The following is an 18,454-nucleotide window of genomic DNA, read 5'->3' on the forward strand; positions in this document are numbered from 1 at the left end:
CTGTCAGGAGCCTCTGCGGCGCAGGAGGCTCAGCAGGCCGCGCCGGGGGCGCCGTGGCGTCCGTGGTTCCGCCGCGGGGCGTGGGGGCGGTGGTTCCTCGGCAGGGCGTGGGGGTGCCGGGCGCGGCGCGGGCCGGTGTGTGCGGGCTTCGTCCAGGGTGCGGTCCAGATCGGCCCGGAGCCAGGCGATCTCGTCCGGGTCGTCGGCCGTGACGATCTTCTCGACGAGGTGTGCGGCCGGGCTGCCCGGGGCGCCGTGGGCGGGTGGTCCGGGCCGGAACCGGTTCAGGTGGGTGCGCTCGTAGGGGTCCTCGAGGATCTCCGCGATCTGGAGCGGGTCGAGGAACGCGGCCAGGGCTCCGGCCCGTTGCCAGGGGTCGTCGCACTGCTGGAGCAGGAAGCCCAGGTGGCGCCCTCGCCAGTTCCGGGCCCTGAGATCGCAGCCGGCCGCCAGGTGGGCCCGCAGCGGCTCGGGGGTGCGGCCCTTGAGCAGGAAGGCGTTGTGCTCGTCGGCGGTGAACTGCTCCAGCTCTCGGGCCAGATACAGCCAGACGACGGCCCGATAGCGGTTCAGATAGAACTTCACCGGCACGACGAGTCCCACCCGGGCGAGGCGGGTGAACCGGGAGGCCGGTACCCGCATGAGGGCGGCCGCCTCGCCGGTGCCGACGACCCGCACGTGTTCCCGCAGGTCCTGCGTGGCTCCGAGCAACCGGTCGAGTTCCGAGCGGGGCACGACACGGCGGCCCCCTCCGCCTTCGTCGGGGACGGTCCTGATCCGCCCCAGGTGCACTGCGAGGTCGAACTCGCTTCGTTTCAGACCGAGTTCCCGCGCCGCGCGGCTCGCGGTGCACGACGGTGCCTGCTGTGGGACGACGGTGTTTCCGGACATGTTCGGTCTCCCCCGTGGAGTACGGCGGCCCCGCACGGTCCGCGGTGGCCTCGGAAAAACCGTAGCCGGAAGCGCGGATCTCGTGGCGGGCCTGTGGATAACTCCACGGGGGTCGAGAAAAAGGCAGGTCAGAGGTCTTCCAGCGGGGCCCGGTCGGGCTGCCGGGCGTCCACCGTGAGGTGCTCGCCGACCCGGCTGACGAGCAGCGTCATCTCGTACGCGATCTGGCCCATGTCGGCCTGCGCTCCGCTGAGCACGCACAGACAGCTGCCGGAGCCGGCCGCGGTGACGAAGAGCAGTGCCTCATCGAACTCGATCATGGTCTGGCGTACCTGGCCGGCGCCGAAGTGGCGTCCCGACCCCTTGGCCAGGCTGTGCAGTCCGGACGAGACCGCGGCGAGGTGCTCCGCGTCCTCGCGGCGCAGTCCGGTGCTCGCGCCCGCCACCAGTCCGTCGTTGGACAGGACCAGCGCATGGCGGACGTGGTCGACGCGCTCGGTCAGGTCGTCCAGCAGCCAGCCCAGCCCCTGGTTCTGCGCCATGTCTCCGTCTCCCCGCGTGTCGTTCCCCGTGAGATTCCCCCGTGTCCCCTCCGCCTCGCCGGAGGAAACGCCCGCCAGCCTTCCCCAGGAACGGGCGCCGGAGCAAGGAGGATTGCGGCATGGCGCAGAAGATGACCGACGACGAGTGGCGGGCGTTCGTCTCGAACGGCACCCGCACCGGAAAACTGTGCACGGTCCGGTCCGACGGCAGTCCGCACGTGGCACCCGTGTGGTTCCTGCTCGACGGGGACGACGTGGTGTTCAACACCGGCAAGGAGACGGTGAAGGGGCGCAATCTGGCGCGGGACGGCCGGATCGCCCTGTGCGTGGACGACGACCGGCCGCCGTTCGACTTCGTGGTGCTCCAGGGCCGGGCCCGGATCTCGGAGGAGCTCGACGAGGTCCGGTATTGGGCGGCCCGCATCGGGGCCCGGTACATGGGCGAGGAGCGTGCCGAGGAGTTCGGCGCCCGCAACGGCGTACCCGGTGAACTGCTGGTGCGGGTCGCGATCGAGAAGGTGCTGGCACGGAAGTCGATCGCCGGCTGACGGGTACCGCCTCAGCTCACCGAGTCGAGCAGCCGGGCGGTGTGCATCCGTCCGGCGTACTCGACGAGCCGGATCAGCACCTCCTTCCCCGAGGCGCGGTCCCGTGCGTCGCACAGCACGACGGGGGTTCCGCCGTCGAGGTCGAGGGCGCGCGAGACGTCCTGGGCTCCGTAGGTCCGGGCGCCGGTGAAGCAGTTGACGGCGACGACGAAGGGGATGTGCCGGTGCTCGAAGTAGTCGACGGCGGGGAAACAGTCCTCGAGGCGCCGGGTGTCGGCCAGGACGACCGCGCCCAGCGCGCCTTGTGACAACTCGTCCCACAGGAACCAGAAGCGGTCCTGGCCGGGAGTGCCGAAGAGGTACAGGGAGAGGCCGGAGCGGATGGTGATCCGGCCGAAGTCCATGGCGACGGTCGTGGTGACCTTGTGGTCCACGCCGTCGGTGTCGTCCACCCACTGGCCGGCTTCGCTCAGCAGTTCCTCGGTGCGCAGCGGTTTGATCTCGCTGACCGCGCCCACCAGGGTGGTCTTGCCGACGCCGAACCCGCCGGCGACCAGAATCTTCAACGCCAGGGGGGCCGTATCGCCACCTGTGGCATCGGAGTGCTCGGAGACCATGGATCACTTCTCTCGGGAGAGGACGGCTGCGGTGCAGGTGTGCGAAGTCAGCATCATGACAACTGAGGCCCCTTTCCGAGGGGTTCGACCGTAATCTGCCCGATCTGACCGCGCGGTGCGCGTTCGCGGTCGGAAGGTGTGCGTGAGCCTGTGCCAGGCGGGTCGGTTCCACGTCCGGGTCGGCTCGGGTGTGCGTCCGCAGGGGCTACAGGGCCCTCAGCCCCTCGATCACCTCGCGGAGGATGCGTTCGTCGGGCAGATGCGCGGGCGGGACCGGCCGGCTGACGGTGACGAGGCCGAGCTCCAGGAGGTCGCCGAGGAGGACCCGGACCACCCCCACGGGCAGGTCCGCGCCCGCCGCGAGTTCGGCGACCGACTGCGTCTCGGTGCGGCACAGGTCGATGAGCGCATGGTGCTCGGGTCCGAGTGCCGGGCCGTCCGCGTCGGGCGCCTCCGGGTCCAGGGTGACCAGGGCGATCAGATCGAAGCGCACTCCGGTGGGGCCCGGCTTGGTGCGGCCGCCTGTCATGGCGTACGGGCGCACCAGGGGTCCGGCCTCGTTGTCGTACCACTGGCTGCCCGGCTCGTGCGGGACGCCGGTCATGTCCTCGGTCATGTCGGCCGGTCGCTCTCTCGTCTCATCCGGCGGCGGGCGGCCGCGCGCCCGTGCGCGGGCCGGTGAAGAGGTGCTCGCCGACCCGTTTGACCAGCCGCGCCATCTCGTAGGCGACCAGGCCGATGTCGGCGGTGACGGCGGTGAGGAGGGCGAGGCAGGAGCCGTCTCCGGCGGCGGCCACGAACAGGAAGCCGTCGTCCATCTCCACCATGGTCTGCCGGACGCCGCCGGCGCCGAAGTGACGGCCGGCGCCCTTGGCGAGGCTGTGGAAGCCGGAGGCGACGGCCGCGAGGTGTTCGGCGTCCTCACGGCTGAGGCCGGTGGAGGCGCCGACGGCGAGGCCGTCGTTGGACAGCACCACGGCGTGCCGTACCGCGCTGACGCGCATCACCAAGTCGTCCAGCAGCCAGTCGAGTTCACCGGACCTCTGGGCCGGCCTCGTGCTCGGGTCCTGGATCATGCGGGGTCTCCTTCGCTGCTGTCGCTGCCGGGTGCGGGATGCGGGGCTCCGCCCCGGCCGGGTTGCCTGCCGCCGCCGCGTGCCCAGCCGGCCCGGTAGGCGGCCATCCGGTCGCGCACCAGTTCGGGGGTGCGCCCGTCGTCGCGCGGGCGGGTCTCCCGAGGCGGTTCCTCGGCGGGCGACCTGCGCAGTTGGGGGGCGAGGTGCGCCTGCCGGACCCGGCGCGGGAGGTCGTCCGATCCCTCGGCGTCGTCCGGCGGGCGATGCAGACGCAAGGCGGTGACTCCAGGAGGCGGGGGGTCGGCGACGGCCGGCTCGGCGGCGGCGCGGACGGGGGCGACCAGGGCGGGCCGGTCGGCGGGCGCGGATACGGCCTCCGGTCCGGGGACGGCCTCCGGCCCGGGCATCGGCCGGTCGGGGACGGGCACGCGCGCGTACTCGCGTGCCGTGGACTCCTCGGCCTCCGCCGCCTCCAGGGCGGAACGTTCCGGCTTCCCGCCGTGCAGCAGGGCCGTCGGCAGCAGGACGACCGCGGTGGTGCCGCCGTAGGGCGAGGTCCGCAGATGCACCTTGACGCCGTGGCGGGCGGAGAGCCTGCTGACGACGAACAGCCCGAGCCGGTCGCTGTCGAACAGGTCGAGCGCCTCGGACTGCGCGATGCGCCGGTTGGCCTCCGCGAGGGTCTCCTTGCCCATGCCGAGCCCGCGGTCCTCCACCTCGACGGCGTAGCCGTTGCCGACGGGTTCGCCCGTGACGCGCACGCGCGTGTGCGGCGGGGAGAACTGGGCGGCGTTCTCGACGAGTTCGGCGAGCAGATGGGTGAGGTCCGCAACGGCGGCGCCTACGACGGAGGTCTCGGGAAGCTGCCGTACCTCCACGCGCGCGTAGTCCTCGACCTCGGAGACCGCGGCGCGGACCACGTTGGTCAGGGAGACCGGCATACGCCAGGCGCGGCCCGGGGCCGCTCCCGAGAGGATGATCAGGCTCTCGGCATGGCGCCGCATGCGGGTGGTGAGATGGTCGAGCCGGAAGAGGTCGCTCAGCTCATCGGGGTCGTCGGAGCGGCGCTCCATGCTGTCCAGGAGGCTCAGCTGGCGGTGGACGAGGACCTGGCTGCGGCGGGCGAGGTTGACGAAGACCCCGGAGATGCCGCTGGCGAGTTCGGCACGCTCCACCGCCGCCCGCAGCGCGGCCCGGTGCACGGTGGTCAGGGCCTCGGCCACCTGGCCGGTCTCGTCCTCGGCGGCCGGTCCGGGCGGCGCCTCCGCGCGGATGTCGATCTCGTCCCCGGCGCGGAGTCGGCGCATGGCCTCGGGAAGTTTGCGCCGGGCGATCTCCAGGGCGCTGTTGCGCAGGCTGACGAGTTCCACGACGAGTCCGCGTCCGATGCGTACGGAGATCACGAGCGACGCGACGACGGCGGCGAGACCGAAGAGGACCGCGGCGCCCGCGGGGGTGAGCGCTCCCCGGGTGAACGGGTCGGCGCGGTCCGCGACGTCGCGTCCGGCGGCCGACTCGATTCCGCGCAGGTCGTCCCGCACGCGCGCGTGGGCCTTGTCCCAGGTGGCCCCCGAAGCGGCCGAAAGCGCTTTCGCGCCCGATCCGCCCGCCAGCACGCGGTCCTCGGTGGCGGCCAGAGCGGTGTAGGCGCTGCCCGCGGCGAGGCGCTGCCAGGCGGTGCGTTCGGGTCCGCGCAGGTCGGCGGCGGCCGACTCGGCCAAGGTACGGCGGGTGGCGACGGCGCCGGTGAACAGCCGCAGGCGCTCGCCGTCCAGGCGGCCGGTCAGACGGGCGCTCGCGAGGACGGTGTCCTCCTGGGCGAGGGCCTCGCCCGCGCGGGAGAATTCGAGCAGCACGCGCGCGTCGGAGCCGAGTTCGGCGTCCTGGATGCCGGAGAGCGCGCCGTCGACCTGGAACGCCGCCGAGAGGGTGGCGGTGTACCGGTCGTAGGCGTCCCGCCAGTCGGCGTCGCCGTCGAGCACGGCGGTCCGCAGCGGGTGCAGGGCCTCGGCGCCGGAGACGAAGGTCTCGAGCCGCCGGGCGACTCCGGCGGGCAGGTCCTGGCCGTCGGCGACGGTGCTGTGGTCGCCGAGGCGGAGCCGGGCCACGGCCGCGTCCGTGCGCTCCGCGAGCCGCCCGAGGTCGTCGTCCTGCCCGGCCGCGGGTTCGGTCGCGTACCGTACGGCGGCCGCCCGCTCGTTCTGCAGGGCGGCCACCGCCGCCGCGACGGGCGTACGGACCTGGGAGTCCACGCGCTGCAGCTGGCGCAGCCGGGAGATGTCCTGGGCGGTGCTGACGGTGGCGTACGCCCACAGGGCCAGCAGGGAGACGACCGGCACCATCAGCAGGCAGATGATCTTGGCCCGTACGGTGCGCGGCCGCAGGTGCCGACGTCCCGCGCGCGGGGGTGTCGCGTCGGCCGGCGCGCCCGGCTGTTCGTCCGGGCCCTCGTCGGCGGGGGGCCCGGCGTGGGCGCGCCGCCCGCGCACCGGGGGCGGCGTCTCGGCGCCGGCGGTGGGGGTCCTACGGGGTGTACGCATGGCCTCCTCGCTCGGAAGAAGTTCGGGGGACGCGCCGTCCGGAACGGATCGGGGCGTGCGGTCCGGCCCGGTCACACGGTCCGGGCCGGACCGCGGACGGCACCGCTCTCCAGCGGCTGCTGGGCCGAGGCTGATGCCTCGCGCTCGCCCGTGGTGGGCGACAGCGCGACGAAGGCCGAGGTCAGGAAGAGATAGGACCCGAGGCCGACGGCGAGGGGGAAGATGAACTGCATCGCCGTGGCCCCGGGCAGCACCGCTCCGGAAGGTGTGACGTGCACGTTCACCGCGAACATGCCGGTGTAGTGCATGCTGCTGACCGCCGCGCCCATGACCAGCGAGGCGACGGTGACCGCGATCGGCGACTTGATGTTGAGCGCCGCCCACAGGGCCGCGGTCGCGGCGACGACGGCGATCAGGACGGAGAGGGCGACGCGCGTCGGATCGTAGGAGACGTCGCCGTGCAGTCGGACCGCGGCCATGCCCAGGTAGTGCATGCTCGCCACGCCGACCCCGGTGGTGAGCCCGCCGATCAGCAACGCGCGCGTGCGGTCACGGCCGTATCCGACGGCGAAGACACCGGCGCAGACGACGACCATGGCGACGAGAAGGCTGAGCACGGTCAGCGGAACGTCGTAGCGGATGTCGGTGCCGCCGACGGCGAAGCCGAGCATGGCCACGAAGTGCATGGTCCAGATGCCGGTGCCGAGCGCGGAGGCGGCGGTGATCAGCCAGTTGCGCCGTGAGCGCCCGGTGGCGCCGAGGGCGCGCACGGTGCAGCGCAGCCCGAGGGCGGCGCCTATGCACGCCATCACGTACGACAGTACGGGGGTCAGCCAGCCGAAGGCGGCGTGGTCCAGGTGTCCCATGGCCAGGGGACGCTAGTGGGGGCACGGGTGCACAAAGGGGGCGCATTTCGAAAGGTGATGGAATGTGACACATAAGTGCGCCGACCTGATCGTCACGCGCTCGAACCTGCGCACAGCGACATCCTCCCTGACGGTGAGGGATCATGCGGACCATGAGCGACGACCACACACATGTCCAGGAGTTCTTCGGCGCGCGGGCGGCGGACTGGGACACCCGCTTCCCCGACGACGGCCCCGTCTACGCGGCGGCCGTCGACGAGCTCGGACTGCGGGAGGGCAGCCGCGTGCTGGACGCCGGCTGCGGCACCGGACGGGCCCTGCCGCCGCTGCGGACGGCCGTGGGGCCCTCGGGAGTGGTCGTCGGGGCCGATCTGACCCCGGCCATGCTCCAGGCCGCCGTACGGGCCGGACGTGACCGCGCGGGGCGGCTGCTGCTCGCCGACGTCGCCGCGCTCCCCCTGCGGGACGAGTCGCTCGACGCGGTGTTCGCGGCGGGGCTGATCGCCCATCTCCCCCGGCCGGCGGAGAACCTGCGGGAGCTGGCCCGGGTGGTGCGCCCCGGCGGCGTCCTGGCGCTGTTCCATCCGATCGGACGGGCCGCCCTCGCCGCACGCCAGGGACGGCAGCTCACGCCGGAGGACCTGCGCGCGGAGCCGAACCTGCGCCCCCTGCTGGCCGGTTCCGGCTGGCGCATGACCTCGTACGTCGACGAGGACACCCGATTCCTCGCCCTGGCCGTCCGGGACGGCTGACGGCTCACACGGCCGCGGCGACCTCCCGGGCGAGCACACCACTGCGTTCGCCATGGAGAGGGACATGGTCGGCGTCGACGAAGACTTGACGACCATCCGCCACGCGCACAGACAGTGCCGGGCCCGGGAAGTCGAAGCGGCCGACGAGACGACGCGGCAGCGCTCCGCACGCGGCCGGGAGCAGCCGCCTGCCACGGCTGAAGTGGGCATGCCCTTCTCGCATGCTTGTCGGTCGAGGTCACACCATGTACTTCTCCGCCCACACGAAGAAGAGCCCGATGAGGCCGGTGCCGATGCCGTAGCAGGCCCCGCGCAGGAGATGGGTGAGCGCGGTGCGCCGGCGGCGGGCGAGCCAGGCCAGGGCGGAGGTCCGCCGTTTCCTGCCGGTGAGGGGTGGGTGGGGGCTGGGGCTCATGGGAGACGTCCCTTTCCGTTGGCGTCGTGGTGGGGAGTCCGTCCGGCCGGTGGCCTTGGAACCGGTGGCCGGGAGGGGACTCCCCGTTTGCTTGTGGCGCCGGGCCGGGTCAGCGGCTGGCGGTGAACTCCTGGAGGCTGTCGACCAGTTGCTGGTCGGGCCGGGCGACGATGACGGAGGCGTCGGGTGTGCGTGCGGCGAGGCGGTCGACTTCGTTCTCCAGACGGCCGGTCGGGGGCAGGGCACGGGAGCCGTTGATGCGGACGTAGCGGGCGAAGATCTCCAGGCCTTCGAGGAAGGTGGCGTCGGGCGGTGTGGTGTCGGCCATGGAGTGGGTGAGCTGGTGGAACCAGTGCCAGGAGCGCTTGGACTCCCCTAGGGCCAGGTGGTGCAGGTGCAGGCAGTAGGCGGCGGCACGGCTTCCGGCGCCGGCGGCGAGCTGCCACCAGAACTGGGCGGATTCGGCATGGCCGGTGAGGTAGAGCAGGCAGGCGAAGACGAGGGCGCCGTCGACGTCCATATGGGCCTCGGTGAGCGGCCCGCGGTCGGGGTCTTCGGCGATCTTGGCGACATGGTCGGCGGCAGCGGGTTCGTTGAGGACCCACCGGCACACGATGCCCAGGCGCTGACCGGCCTGGGCCGCGCGGGCGATCTCGGTGGTGGGGGTGGAGCGGGAGGCGTCGGCGGCGAGGCGGCGCAGGCCCGCGGCGACGTCGAAGCGGCGCGGGGCGGTGACCGGCAGGCGGGCGTCGTCCAGGAGGGTGTCGAGGGTGGTCACGGTCCTTCTCCCTTTCGCTTGGGCCTCTTGCGTTCGTCGGGCAGGCCGAGCTTGATGCGCAGGCGTTCCTTGCCGCGGCGCAGGTGGTGGCCGACGGTGCGTTCGTCGATGCCGACGTACCAGGCGACCTTGGCGGTGGGGTAGCCGAGGATGTAGCGCAGGACGATGACCTCGAACTGGCGGTTGGGCAGCTCGGCGATCGCCTCGTACAGGCCGCTGCTGGACTCCATCCTCTGCAGCTTGTCCCGGGCGGTGACCAGGGCCTTGTCCATGGCCTGGGTGATGGGGCCGTTGATGACGAAGGCCGGCGCGCGCCCTTCCAGTTCGAGGCGGTCGTGCACGGCCCGCCGCACGATCGCCCAGGCCCCCTGCTCGAGGTTGCCCGCGCTCAGCAGTTCGGTCCACCCGGCGTGAATCTTGAGGAACACCTCGTGGATGACGTCTTCGGCGGCTTCGCGGGTACCGAAGTGGACCTCGGCGTAGGCGTGGAACACCTCCTGGTGGCCGAGGTAGAAGGCCTCGAAGTCCAGCGGCAGGTCCAGCGGCAGGTACATGGACTGCGCCAGCCCGGCCCCCTGAGCGGGGGGCGGCGCTCCCTCCGCGGCGTCGTCGTGGCTCATGCGGGCCTCCCGTCGGCACGGCACATGGTCAGGCTGTTCCTCTCCATCGTGGGTCGGCTGAGGCCGGTGCCAACTGGTGTGCACCGGCAGCCCGTTGGGCCTGACACCTACCTAAGTGATTCGGCGGACGGATCACTCATGGCCGCCTCAAAAAATCACCGAGCGTCCCGATCCACCGGTACAGTGCAGGCTTCAACAAGCACCGCTAGTTACCCTCTGTAGCCCTCTGACCAGCCCTAACCCGTCCGGGTGACGTTGCGAACACTTCTGCCCATACCTGCCGTGTTCTGTGTCACACCAGGACTTTCATGGGGCGCACGCCCCGCGCGCGCACCCCGACCCACCCCCAAAGCATCACCCAGGGTGATCACGGTCCGTTGACGGCGAGAATCCAGGAACCGGACGGTGCGTGACGGCACAGTCGTGGCCAAGCCGGTTGGCCTCCGAGGCGGCTCCGGTCGGCGGTGGGCCAGGGCGATGGCCACGGAACCCATGCTGTGGGCGACGAGTTCCGCACCGCTCACCCGTGCCGCGTCCAGGGCGGCCGCCAAGGCGTCGGCGTGCTCCTCGGGGGTGTACCCGAAGTCCTCGGGACGGTCGCTGATGCCGTGCCCGGGAAGGCCGACGAGCGCGAGCACAACATCACCGACGAAATCCGCTGGTGCACGGACCTCACCTTCCTGCGGTGCCGGGACGACCCCGCCGCGCAGGCCACGGTGACGGTGACCGGCCCCTGCGCGCCGAGGAACTCGACGACCCGTTCCGGCGGGGTGTGCTGACCATCGCCCCGGCCACCTCGGCGGCCGAGATCAGTCGGCTGCGCGAGACCCTGGACTCACTCGGCGGCCGACTCGCCCCTGGCATGCCGTACCGGACAGCCGCGCAGCCCGGGTACCGGGCGGGTGCCCAGATCCTCCAGGCGGTAGCCGTTCGGATAGCCCTTGATCTCCCAGTTCTGCCGCGCGTAGTGGGGGCCGCGGCGGGGCGGGAGCAGTCGCACCGCCCGTCCACGCGCGCGTACGGCCCCGCGGACCAGCGCGCGGACGGCCGGGCTCGGTGGGCTGTAGCGGAAGGCCGTGAGGAGCGGCTCGTCGAGCAGGGCGAGGGTGGCGGTGCGCAGGACGGGGGCGAGCACCCGTGGATACCAGGAGGCCATCAGGTCCAGCGTGGCGTCGGAGACCCGGCGCGCCTGCTCGTCCCAGGCGAAGTGGGCCTTCTCGTAGGCGTCGAGACAGTCCTCGAACTCCTCGTAGGTCTCGGGGATGCCCCGGATCCCCATGAGGCGGCCGAGCGTGCCGTAGTGGACGGTGGAGGCCACGATCTCGTGGCGGGACATCCGCCGCCAACCGTAGGCGTCGGTCCACCGTTTGGGCATGACGACGAACGTGCAGAGCACGTACCGCAGGTCGTCGTTGCCGATGTCGTAGCTGCGGTGCATCTGGTTGATGCGACGCACCGCCGTCCGGCCCCGCTCGCTGTCGAATCCGTGCTCGATGACGGCGTCCAGGAGCAGGGACGTGTCGTCGTAGCGCTTCTGGGAGCGGTCGGTGAGCTCCGCCGTCTCGGCCAGCAGCCGGCCGATGCCGGGCACCGCGTAGGTGCGGTAGAGGGCGAGTTCGAGGGCGCGGGTGAAGTCCCAGGGGAACTCGTACGCCGCGGAGAGCCGGTAGATCTCGTAGGCGTCCCGGTACGGGTCCATGCGCCGAATCTGCTCGAGCCGCTCGAATCGCTTCACCGTAGGGTTCCCTTTCTGTCGCCGTGACTCTAACCAGATCCGTTCCGCCCGGCTCTCCCTTCCGGGATTCACCCCGTGTTCTCGGGCCTCTCCAGGGCGGACCCCGGTGTCCGCTGCGCGAGGAGACCCGCCTGCGCGGCCAAGAACCGGGTCAGCGGTTCGGGCGCCGAGTAGAACGGCGAGTGGTCGCAGTCGAGTTCGAGGCGTGCGGTGGCGCGCGCGGCGCAGCTGCGCTGGGCGTCCGGCCGGACCGCCCGGTCGCCGGTGCACACGACGTAGGCGCTGGGGACGGTCAGCCACGCGGGGTCGTCGAGGGGGGTGTCGGGCACCCGGCTGCGCATGGGCCGCCAGAGTGCCGCCGCGCGTTCGGCGTGCTGCGCGGGCGTGGCGGAGTAGAGCGACTCGCGGGCGCGCGGCAGCAGGGTGACCGTGCCGTCGGGAGCTGTCCGCAGTGCCTGGCGGAAGGCCGGGTCGTTCCATCGAGGCGTCGACCGGGCCGGTGACTCGCCGGGCAGCGGCATCCGCGCGGCGATGTAGGCCAGGCGGGCCGCCGCGTGGCCGCCGGCCGAGACCGGCAGGCCGGCGTAGCTGTGGGCGACGAGCAGGACGGGGCCGTGCCGTGCCCTGGACCGGACCGCGTCGCGCACCGCTTCGGTGTCGTCGGTGAAGGAGGTGAGCGGGAGGTCGACGGCATGGCTGCGCAGGCCCGCCAGGTGCAGCCGCTCGGTGACTTCTTGCCAGCACCAGGAGCCGTGGTGGGCGCCGTGGACGAGCAGGACGAAGGGCTCGCGCCTCGATGACCGGCTCACGGCAGGCTCCCGGGGTGCGGGTCGGGTGCGACGGGCTGGTTGTTCAGGTCGACGGAGAGGAAGATGTCGTTCGCGACCGGATGCCGCATCTCTTCGGCGAGTTGGCCGATCAGCCCTGCCGTGCGGGCCAGCAGCGCGAAGCCGCGCAGCAGCGGGATGGGCAGGTCGAGGTCGGCCAGTGCGGCTCCGCACACCCCGGCGCCGTTCAGCGGCAGGGTCTTGCCCAGGACCTGAGGGTGCGTCCGGCCGATCGCGGCGAACAGGGACAGATGGGGGCCGAACTGATTCTCCTCTGCGGCGATCTCCAGGAGGCGGGGGGTGCGCGGGTCGCCGTCCTTGTGGACGTGATGGCCCAGGCCCGGCACGAAGCGTCCGGCCGCCCGCTGTGCCCGGACCGTTTCGAGGGCGAGCGCGTCCCATTCCGCCTCGTCGCACGGCAGAGGGCCGGTGTGGCGTTCCAGCACGTCGTGCAGGAAGGTCCCGGTGTCCTCGGTGACCCCGAGGAAGCGGGAGCCACCGCCCAGCAGCCCGGCGGCCAGCGCGCCCTGTACCGAGTCCGGCGCCGACAGATAGGTGAGGCGGGTGACGATCGCGGTGGGGGTGAAGCCGTGATCGGCGAGCGCGGCCAGTACGGCCTCGAACACCCGTACCTGGCCGCGGGTGGGGCGGCGCTGGGTGGCGAGCCAGTAGGCGAGTTCACCGAAGCCGACCTCGCCCATGACGTCGCGGGCGAGATCCTGGCCGAGCAGCGTGATCGAGGTGCGGGAGGAGGCGCCCAGTGCCGTGGGGTAGGAAGCGGGCTCGTCAGCCATGGAGGCCATGGACGCCCTCCTGTGCCGTCTGCGCGGCTTGTGGTGTCGCCAGCCACTTGCGCAGTTCGGGTCCGTGCTCGTCGAGTTCGGGAGGCGGCAGCTCGTAGCGGGCCGGGGTCGTCGAGAACGTGATGGGGTGACGTGCCATGGGTACGGCCCGCTCGCCCTCGCCCACCTCGACGACCGGGTCGAGTCCGAAGCGCTCCGCCTGGGCGAATCCCCCGTCGATGGTGTTGATCGGCGCGGCCGGCACCCCCGCCGCGACGAGCGCGTCGAACCATTCGGCCGCGCCGCGCGTGGCCAGCCGTTCCACCAGCAGCGGACGTAGTTCCGCACGGCGGGCGGTGCGGTCCTTGTTGCGCGCGAATCTGGGGTCGTCGGCCGTCCCGGGAATGCCGAGGACCTCGCACAGGCGCCGGAACTGCCCGTCGTTGGCGGCGGCGACGATCAGGTCGCGGTCCGCGGTGGCAAAGGGCTCGTAGGGGAAGACGCTCGGGTGGGCGTTGCCCATCCGGTAGGGCACGGTGCCGCCGGCCACGTAGGCGGAACTGTGGTTGACCAGGCCGGACAGTGCCGAGGACAGCAGGTTGACCTCGACGTGCTGACCCCGGCCGGTCGCGTCACGGTGCCGCAGTGCCGCGAGGATGCCGATGGCGGCGTGGTTGCCGGCCATCACGTCGAAGACGGAGATGCCGGCCCGGTAGGGCTCGCCGTCCGGATCCCCCGTGAGACTCATCAGGCCCGATATCGCCTGGACCATCAGGTCGTAGCCGGGCACGTGACGCCCGGCTCCGGAGCCGAAGCCGCTGATCGAGGCGTAGACCACCCCGGGGTTCGCGGCCGCGACGGCACCGAAGTCCAGGCCGTACTTGGCGAGCGTGCCCGGCTTGAAGTTCTCGATCACGACGTCCGCCCGGTGCGCGAGCTCACGGGCCGCCGCGGCGTCGTCCCCCGCGCGCAGGTCGAGCGCGATGGAGCGCTTGTTGCGGTTGACGCCGAGGTAGTACGTCGACGTCTCGCCCCGGGTCGGCGGCATCCACGTCCTGGTCTCGTCTCCGCCGGGCGACTCGACCTTGACCACCTCGGCACCGAGGTCCGCCAGGAGCATGGTCGCGTACGGGCCTGCCAGCACCCGGGAGAAGTCGGCGACCAGCAGTCCCGACAGTGGCCCGGGGCCCTGGCCCGATACCCCCGATCGAGCGGGCATCTTCATGACATCATCCCTCCGACCGCACAGCGGACACTTGTCCGCCAAATCGGAAGTGTGGCATGCCGACCCCCTAGCGGCACAGGGCACAGAGCAACTTCACGGCCGGCGCAGGGTCGCTCGGGGCAGCGGGGAAGGGTCAGGGCCGAGGGGTGGCCATCGCGTGCGGGACGGCGGCCAGCCGGGCGAAGTCACAGCTGATGTCACCCGCCACCTGCAGAACGAGCGGCAGGTGGTCGTCCAGGAGGGTGCGCACCGAGGTCTCGGCGGCATGGACGTTGACGTTCACCGCCGCGATCACCCGGCCCTCCCCGTCGCGCAGGGGCACGGCGACGGAGCGGATGCCCAGCGCCAGATCCTCGTCGGCCAGGGCCCAGCCGCGGGCCCGCACCTCGCGCAGGGCCGCGTTCCGCTCGTCCGGGCCGGGCCGCCACCGCGGGACGAGCCCGGAACGGGTCGGGATCGCCAGCGTCCTCTCCAGTTCCTCCGGCTCCAGCGCCGCCAGCAGCACCTTGCCCAACGAGGTCTGCAGCGCCGGGAAGCGGGTGCCGATCTGTACCGCGAGCGTCACGATCTTCGGAACGGCGACGCGCGCGACGTAGACGATGTCGCTGCCGTCGAGCTGCGCGACCGAGCAGGACTCGCCCGTGCGGGCCACCAGACGCTCCATGTGCGGCCGGGCCACGTCCCACAGTCCGAGCGAGCCGATGTACGCCGCGCCGAGGTCGAGCACACGAGGGGTGAGCGCAAAGCCCTTGTCCGAGCTCCGCACGTAGCCGAGTTCCTCGAGCGTCAGCAGGATTCGCCGGGCCGTCGGCCGGGCGAGACCGGTCGTCGCCGCCACCTCGGACAGCGACATCACCGGCCGCTGCGGGGCGAAGGCGGCGATGACCTCCAGCCCTCTGGCCAGCGCTTCGATGAAATCAGGCCCGGTGCCCGTACGCGGCATCTGCTGCGCCCCTCGGTCGCTCCACTGATGGGTGTCCAGGTTACTGCCGTCTGTCCGCACTCCGGCCCCTCCTCCGGCAGCGGGCCGCCCTGGGCGCGATCAGCCCTCCCCAAGGCTTGACGCCGGGAGCCTCAGGGCAGAAGGTATCGACCAGTGACCGCACAGCGGACAGATGTCCGCCACATGAATCCTCTCCCCGGCGACCTTCGCGTCCAGGGAACTCAAAGGAGAGTCGACGATGACTCAGGTTTCCTCCGCCTCCGCCTCCTCCGCCTCCTCCTCTGAAGTCGCCGCCGCGGCGCTGCCGTCGCGGCTGCACCACAACGCCTACGTCACGCGCGACCAGGAGGCGACCCGGGCCTTCTACGAGGACCTCATCGGCCTGCCCCTCATCGCGACCTGGAAGGAGGCGGACGAACTCTTCGGCGCGGTCCGCACGTACTGCCACACCTTCTACGGCCTCGGCGACGGCAGCGCCCTCGCCTTCTTCCAGTTCGCCGACCCCGAGGACCAGAGGCAGTTCGGTCCCGAGATGCCCCACTCGCCGTTCCAGCACATCGCGCTCAAGGTCACCGAGGAGGTGCAGAACGCGATCGCCGAACGGCTGGAGACGGCCCGCTGGCGGCCCGACGAGACCTACGTCCTGGAGCACGGCTACTGCCGCTCCCTCTACACGAGCGACCCCAACGGCCTGCTCCTCGAATTCACCCACGACGCCCCCGGGATCCACGAGAGCGACGCGGACCGCCGGCGCACCGCCCACGCCGACCTCGCGTCCTGGCTCAAGGGCGAGCACACCAGCAACAACACCTACCGCTGACCCCGCCTGTCGATCAGAACCACTCGGGCCGGCAGTCCCCCGCGGTCAGGTCCAGGCTGTCCAGCAGGTCGAACTGCGGTCCGGTCCGCGGGAGTTCCACGCGGAAGAAATACCGGGCCGCCTGCCGCTTGCCCTGGTGGAAGCCATCCGTCCTGTCCCCCAGCGCGAGGAACTGCTCCAGCCAGATCCAGGCCAGCACCACATGACCGACGGCTTCGAGGTATACGGAGGCGTTGGCCAGCGCGGTCGCGGGGTCTCCGGTGGACCACAGCGTGGCGGTGGTCCGCGCGACACGGCCCGCGGCCCGTTCCAGGTGGGCGGCCAGCTCGGCCGCCTCACCACCGGCCGCCGTGGCTCGGGCGACGGTCGCCGCGAGGGTCTCCAGGAGGAGCTTCAGCCCCGCGCCGCCGTTCATGACGGCCTTGCGGCCGAGCAGGTCCAGTCCCTGGATCCCGTGCGTGCCCTCATGGATGGGGTTGAGACGGTTGTCCCGGTAGAACTGCTCGACGTTGTACTCACGGGTGTAGCCGTAGCCGCCGTGCACCTGGATGGCGAGGTCGTTGGCGGCCAGGCACCACTGCGCCGGCCAGCTCTTGGCGATGGGCGTCAGGATGTCGAGCAGCAGTCGGGCACGGGCCCGCTCGGGCTCCCGCTCGGCGGTGCGCTCCTCGTCGAGGAGGCGGCTGCAGTACAGGCTGAGCGCGAGGGCGCCCTCCGCGTAGCTCTTCTGGGCCAGCAGCATCCTGCGGACGTCGGCGTGTTCGATGATGGGTGTCTGCGGGGCGTTCGCGTCCTTGCCCGTCAGCGGGCGGCCCTGAGGGCGGGTGCGGGCGTAGTCGAGGGCGTGCAGGTAGCCGGTGTAGCCGAGTGCGGTGGCGCCGATCCCGACGCCGATACGGGCCTCGTTCATCATGTGGAACATGTACGCGAGCCCGTGGTGGGCCTCGCCGACCAGGTGGCCCACCGCGCCCGGAGCACCGCCCGGGGTGTACCGGCCTTCACCGAAGTTGAGCAGGGTGTTGGTGGTGCCGCGGTAGCCCATCTTGTGGTTGAGGCCGGCCAGCACGACGTCGTTGCGCTCCCCCGCCTCGCCGTCCGCCCCGACGAGGAACTTCGGCACGACGAACAGCGAGATGCCCTTCACGCCCGCCGGTCCGCCGGGGATCTTGGCGAGCACCAGATGGACGATGTTCTCGCTGAGTTCGTGGTCGCCGGCGGAGATCCACATCTTGGTGCCGGTGATCCGGTACGTCCCGTCGTCCTGCGGCACGGCCCGGGTGGTGATGTCGGCCAGCGAGGAGCCGGCCTGCGGCTCGGAGAGGCACATGGTGCCGAAGAAACGGCCCTCGACCATGGGCCGCACATAGGCGTCGATCTGCTCCTTGCTCCCGTGCGCCTGGAGCAGGTTGGCGTTGCCGATGGTGAGGAACGGATACGCGGCGGTGCCGACGTTGGCGGCCTGGAACCAGGCCATGCAGGCGTTGGCGACCACGGTGGGCAGTTGCTGCCCACCGACCTCGTAGTCCATGGCGGCGCCGGTGAGCCCGGCCTCGGCGAAGACGCGCAGGGCTTCCTTCACCTCCGGGATGATGTGCACCCGCTCCCCGTCGAAGCGGGGCTCCTCCGCGTCGTTCTTCTTGTTGTGCGGGGCGAAGTGCCGGGTCGCGATGGCCTCGCTGAGGTCCAGCACGGCGTCGAAGGTGTCCCGGTCGTGGTCGGCGTAACGGGACCGGCGGGTCAGGGCCGTGACGTCCAGCCAGTCATGGAGCAGGAAGTCCAGGTCGCGGCGGGAGAGCAGCAGGGAGTCCATGGGGCGTATCCGATCGGGGACGGCATTCGGGCATGCTGCGCAAGCCAGCACCGGTCACAGACTAAGCAGTCGCTTAGTTCACGTCAACCAGAAGTCCGCTCAGCGGATCACCGGCCGGGCACGGTCCGCGGCAGACACGTCCTGCTCCAGGTTGGGTAAAGGGAGGTGAAAGGACCGGTGCAAAGGCGTACCGCCATCTCGGGGAAGGTCGTCACCATGTTCGACAGGATCCGCAAGGCCGGTGCGAGGCTCTTCGGAGCGCGGAGCACACCGTCGCCCGACGGCCCCGGCAGGTCACGGCCCGCCTCCGGGAAGGGTTCCGCCGCCGCGAAACGCCCGCACAATCTGTTCGAGGCGGCCGCGGTGTACGTCTCCGCCCGCGCGGAGGACGATCAGGACCGGATCGAGGAGGCGGCGGGCTGGGTGTCGCCGGAGGCGCTGTCCTTCGGGGTCAATGAACTCGCCTGCCGTGCCGTCGTCGCCCTCGCGCGGGAGCGCGACCAGTCACCCGGGACCGTGGCGCGGGCGCTGCTGGGGCTCCCCGGCGTGTGACAGATCGGTGAAGGGTGGCCGTTTCGCCCCGTCAGGCCGGAAAACAGCAGCTCCGGGTATGCCGGGGAGTCGTGACAAGCCCCTTCCCGCCGCACTAGGGTGCGCGCCGTTGGAC

The 18,454-nt window shown here is 71.8% G+C and carries 20 protein-coding genes and 1 pseudogene; 4 read left to right on the plus strand and 17 right to left on the minus strand.

Going from position 1 to position 18,454, the window contains the following annotated elements:
* Positions 1 to 3: 3 nt before the first annotated feature.
* Both ACYQ8Q_RS04570 and ACYQ8Q_RS04575 read right to left on the minus strand, forming a co-directional pair.
* A complete protein-coding gene (locus tag ACYQ8Q_RS04570; protein WP_460062143.1) occupies positions 4 to 891 on the minus strand; it encodes a DUF6397 family protein in 888 nt (295 codons plus the stop codon).
* A gap of 128 nt (positions 892 to 1,019) precedes the next feature.
* Positions 1,020 to 1,433, minus strand: coding sequence for a roadblock/LC7 domain-containing protein (locus ACYQ8Q_RS04575; RefSeq protein WP_359281882.1), 414 nt, complete (start codon positions 1,431 to 1,433; stop codon positions 1,020 to 1,022).
* Between the two features lie 119 nt (positions 1,434 to 1,552).
* On the opposite strand from ACYQ8Q_RS04575, the gene ACYQ8Q_RS04580 reads away from it, so the two are divergent.
* Positions 1,553 to 1,981 carry a PPOX class F420-dependent oxidoreductase gene (locus tag ACYQ8Q_RS04580; RefSeq protein ID WP_460062145.1) on the plus strand — a complete coding sequence of 143 codons (429 nt, stop codon included), beginning with the start codon at positions 1,553 to 1,555 and terminating at the stop codon, positions 1,979 to 1,981.
* Between the two features lie 11 nt (positions 1,982 to 1,992).
* Here the strand turns inward: ACYQ8Q_RS04580 and ACYQ8Q_RS04585 are convergent, their stop codons facing one another.
* The 5 genes from ACYQ8Q_RS04585 to ACYQ8Q_RS04605 form a co-directional block, all read right to left on the minus strand.
* The gene (locus ACYQ8Q_RS04585; RefSeq protein ID WP_460062147.1) at positions 1,993 to 2,598 is read right to left on the minus strand and encodes a GTP-binding protein; all 606 of its coding nucleotides are present in this window, start codon (positions 2,596 to 2,598) and stop codon (positions 1,993 to 1,995) included.
* Positions 2,599 to 2,803: 205 nt separating this feature from the next.
* Entirely contained in the window at positions 2,804 to 3,214 is a 411-nt protein-coding gene (locus tag ACYQ8Q_RS04590) for a DUF742 domain-containing protein (RefSeq protein WP_460062149.1), read from the minus strand.
* Positions 3,215 to 3,236: 22 nt separating this feature from the next.
* On the minus strand, positions 3,237 to 3,674 hold the full coding sequence (locus ACYQ8Q_RS04595; protein ID WP_460062150.1) for a roadblock/LC7 domain-containing protein: 438 nt from the start codon (positions 3,672 to 3,674) through the stop codon (positions 3,237 to 3,239).
* Positions 3,671 to 6,214 carry a sensor histidine kinase gene (locus ACYQ8Q_RS04600; RefSeq protein ID WP_460062153.1) on the minus strand — a complete coding sequence of 848 codons (2,544 nt, stop codon included), beginning with the start codon at positions 6,212 to 6,214 and terminating at the stop codon, positions 3,671 to 3,673. Before ACYQ8Q_RS04600 ends, ACYQ8Q_RS04595 begins: the two co-directional genes overlap by 4 nt.
* A 71-nt stretch (positions 6,215 to 6,285) precedes the next feature.
* Positions 6,286 to 7,080: an MHYT domain-containing protein gene (locus ACYQ8Q_RS04605; protein WP_460062156.1), complete on the minus strand. Its 795-nt coding sequence runs from the start codon at positions 7,078 to 7,080 to the stop codon at positions 6,286 to 6,288.
* 152 nt (positions 7,081 to 7,232) lie between these two features.
* Here ACYQ8Q_RS04605 and ACYQ8Q_RS04610 point away from each other — a divergent pair, with 152 nt between their 5' ends.
* Positions 7,233 to 7,832 carry a class I SAM-dependent methyltransferase gene (locus ACYQ8Q_RS04610; protein ID WP_460062158.1) on the plus strand — a complete coding sequence of 200 codons (600 nt, stop codon included), beginning with the start codon at positions 7,233 to 7,235 and terminating at the stop codon, positions 7,830 to 7,832.
* A 238-nt stretch (positions 7,833 to 8,070) separates the two neighbouring features.
* Here ACYQ8Q_RS04610 and ACYQ8Q_RS04615 read toward each other — a convergent pair whose 3' ends face one another.
* From ACYQ8Q_RS04615 to ACYQ8Q_RS04655, 9 genes and pseudogenes are all read right to left on the minus strand, one after another.
* Positions 8,071 to 8,247 carry a hypothetical protein gene (locus tag ACYQ8Q_RS04615; protein WP_460062160.1) on the minus strand — a complete coding sequence of 59 codons (177 nt, stop codon included), beginning with the start codon at positions 8,245 to 8,247 and terminating at the stop codon, positions 8,071 to 8,073.
* Positions 8,248 to 8,356: 109 nt separating this feature from the next.
* Positions 8,357 to 9,025, minus strand: a complete 669-nt coding sequence (locus ACYQ8Q_RS04620) for a hypothetical protein (RefSeq protein WP_460062163.1) — start codon at positions 9,023 to 9,025, stop codon at positions 8,357 to 8,359.
* Positions 9,022 to 9,645 (minus strand): RNA polymerase sigma factor, encoded by a 624-nt coding sequence (locus tag ACYQ8Q_RS04625; protein WP_460062164.1) that lies wholly within the window; start codon positions 9,643 to 9,645, stop codon positions 9,022 to 9,024. Before ACYQ8Q_RS04625 ends, ACYQ8Q_RS04620 begins: the two co-directional genes overlap by 4 nt.
* A 452-nt stretch (positions 9,646 to 10,097) precedes the next feature.
* Positions 10,098 to 10,355, minus strand: a pseudogene (locus ACYQ8Q_RS04630) (alpha/beta fold hydrolase); the annotation flags it as partial.
* Between the two features lie 125 nt (positions 10,356 to 10,480).
* Positions 10,481 to 11,380, minus strand: a complete 900-nt coding sequence (locus ACYQ8Q_RS04635) for an oxygenase MpaB family protein (RefSeq protein ID WP_460062165.1) — start codon at positions 11,378 to 11,380, stop codon at positions 10,481 to 10,483.
* A gap of 68 nt (positions 11,381 to 11,448) precedes the next feature.
* The gene (locus tag ACYQ8Q_RS04640; RefSeq protein WP_460062168.1) at positions 11,449 to 12,189 is read right to left on the minus strand and encodes an alpha/beta fold hydrolase; all 741 of its coding nucleotides are present in this window, start codon (positions 12,187 to 12,189) and stop codon (positions 11,449 to 11,451) included.
* Positions 12,186 to 13,001 (minus strand): citryl-CoA lyase, encoded by an 816-nt coding sequence (locus ACYQ8Q_RS04645; RefSeq protein WP_460073166.1) that lies wholly within the window; start codon positions 12,999 to 13,001, stop codon positions 12,186 to 12,188. The genes ACYQ8Q_RS04640 and ACYQ8Q_RS04645 overlap by 4 nt, the downstream gene beginning before the upstream one ends.
* Entirely contained in the window at positions 12,994 to 14,214 is a 1,221-nt protein-coding gene (locus ACYQ8Q_RS04650) for a CaiB/BaiF CoA transferase family protein (protein WP_460062169.1), read from the minus strand. Before ACYQ8Q_RS04650 ends, ACYQ8Q_RS04645 begins: the two co-directional genes overlap by 8 nt.
* 133 nt (positions 14,215 to 14,347) lie before the next feature.
* Positions 14,348 to 15,157, minus strand: coding sequence for an IclR family transcriptional regulator domain-containing protein (locus tag ACYQ8Q_RS04655; RefSeq protein ID WP_460062170.1), 810 nt, complete (start codon positions 15,155 to 15,157; stop codon positions 14,348 to 14,350).
* 238 nt (positions 15,158 to 15,395) lie between these two features.
* Here ACYQ8Q_RS04655 and ACYQ8Q_RS04660 point away from each other — a divergent pair, with 238 nt between their 5' ends.
* On the plus strand, positions 15,396 to 15,977 hold the full coding sequence (locus ACYQ8Q_RS04660; RefSeq protein WP_460062172.1) for a VOC family protein: 582 nt from the start codon (positions 15,396 to 15,398) through the stop codon (positions 15,975 to 15,977).
* A 13-nt stretch (positions 15,978 to 15,990) separates the two neighbouring features.
* Here ACYQ8Q_RS04660 and ACYQ8Q_RS04665 read toward each other — a convergent pair whose 3' ends face one another.
* Positions 15,991 to 17,787 (minus strand): acyl-CoA dehydrogenase, encoded by a 1,797-nt coding sequence (locus ACYQ8Q_RS04665; protein ID WP_460062174.1) that lies wholly within the window; start codon positions 17,785 to 17,787, stop codon positions 15,991 to 15,993.
* A 216-nt stretch (positions 17,788 to 18,003) separates the two neighbouring features.
* Here ACYQ8Q_RS04665 and ACYQ8Q_RS04670 point away from each other — a divergent pair, with 216 nt between their 5' ends.
* A complete protein-coding gene (locus tag ACYQ8Q_RS04670; RefSeq protein WP_460073168.1) occupies positions 18,004 to 18,339 on the plus strand; it encodes a hypothetical protein in 336 nt (111 codons plus the stop codon).
* Positions 18,340 to 18,454 lie beyond the last annotated feature (115 nt).

This window comes from Streptomyces sp. YKOK-I1 (genome assembly GCF_054660435.1).

Excerpts from the sequence above, each read along its gene's own strand:
- ACYQ8Q_RS04625 (WP_460062164.1), bottom strand. The coding sequence starts at position 9,645 with ATGAGCCACGACGACGCCGCGGAGGGAGCGCCGCCCCCCGCTCAGGGG.
- ACYQ8Q_RS04615 (WP_460062160.1), bottom strand. The coding sequence starts at position 8,247 with ATGAGCCCCAGCCCCCACCCACCCCTCACCGGCAGGAAACGGCGGACC.
- ACYQ8Q_RS04670 (WP_460073168.1), top strand. The coding sequence starts at position 18,004 with ATGTTCGACAGGATCCGCAAGGCCGGTGCGAGGCTCTTCGGAGCGCGG.
- ACYQ8Q_RS04575 (WP_359281882.1), bottom strand. The coding sequence starts at position 1,433 with ATGGCGCAGAACCAGGGGCTGGGCTGGCTGCTGGACGACCTGACCGAG.
- ACYQ8Q_RS04655 (WP_460062170.1), bottom strand. The coding sequence starts at position 15,157 with ATGCCGCGTACGGGCACCGGGCCTGATTTCATCGAAGCGCTGGCCAGA.
- ACYQ8Q_RS04570 (WP_460062143.1), bottom strand. The coding sequence starts at position 891 with ATGTCCGGAAACACCGTCGTCCCACAGCAGGCACCGTCGTGCACCGCG.
- ACYQ8Q_RS04660 (WP_460062172.1), top strand. The coding sequence starts at position 15,396 with ATGACTCAGGTTTCCTCCGCCTCCGCCTCCTCCGCCTCCTCCTCTGAA.
- ACYQ8Q_RS04595 (WP_460062150.1), bottom strand. The coding sequence starts at position 3,674 with ATGATCCAGGACCCGAGCACGAGGCCGGCCCAGAGGTCCGGTGAACTC.
- ACYQ8Q_RS04650 (WP_460062169.1), bottom strand. The coding sequence starts at position 14,214 with ATGAAGATGCCCGCTCGATCGGGGGTATCGGGCCAGGGCCCCGGGCCA.
- ACYQ8Q_RS04605 (WP_460062156.1), bottom strand. The coding sequence starts at position 7,080 with ATGGGACACCTGGACCACGCCGCCTTCGGCTGGCTGACCCCCGTACTG.
- ACYQ8Q_RS04600 (WP_460062153.1), bottom strand. The coding sequence starts at position 6,214 with ATGCGTACACCCCGTAGGACCCCCACCGCCGGCGCCGAGACGCCGCCC.
- ACYQ8Q_RS04610 (WP_460062158.1), top strand. The coding sequence starts at position 7,233 with ATGAGCGACGACCACACACATGTCCAGGAGTTCTTCGGCGCGCGGGCG.
- ACYQ8Q_RS04580 (WP_460062145.1), top strand. The coding sequence starts at position 1,553 with ATGGCGCAGAAGATGACCGACGACGAGTGGCGGGCGTTCGTCTCGAAC.
- ACYQ8Q_RS04590 (WP_460062149.1), bottom strand. The coding sequence starts at position 3,214 with ATGACCGAGGACATGACCGGCGTCCCGCACGAGCCGGGCAGCCAGTGG.
- ACYQ8Q_RS04585 (WP_460062147.1), bottom strand. The coding sequence starts at position 2,598 with ATGGTCTCCGAGCACTCCGATGCCACAGGTGGCGATACGGCCCCCCTG.
- ACYQ8Q_RS04665 (WP_460062174.1), bottom strand. The coding sequence starts at position 17,787 with ATGGACTCCCTGCTGCTCTCCCGCCGCGACCTGGACTTCCTGCTCCAT.
- ACYQ8Q_RS04645 (WP_460073166.1), bottom strand. The coding sequence starts at position 13,001 with ATGGCTGACGAGCCCGCTTCCTACCCCACGGCACTGGGCGCCTCCTCC.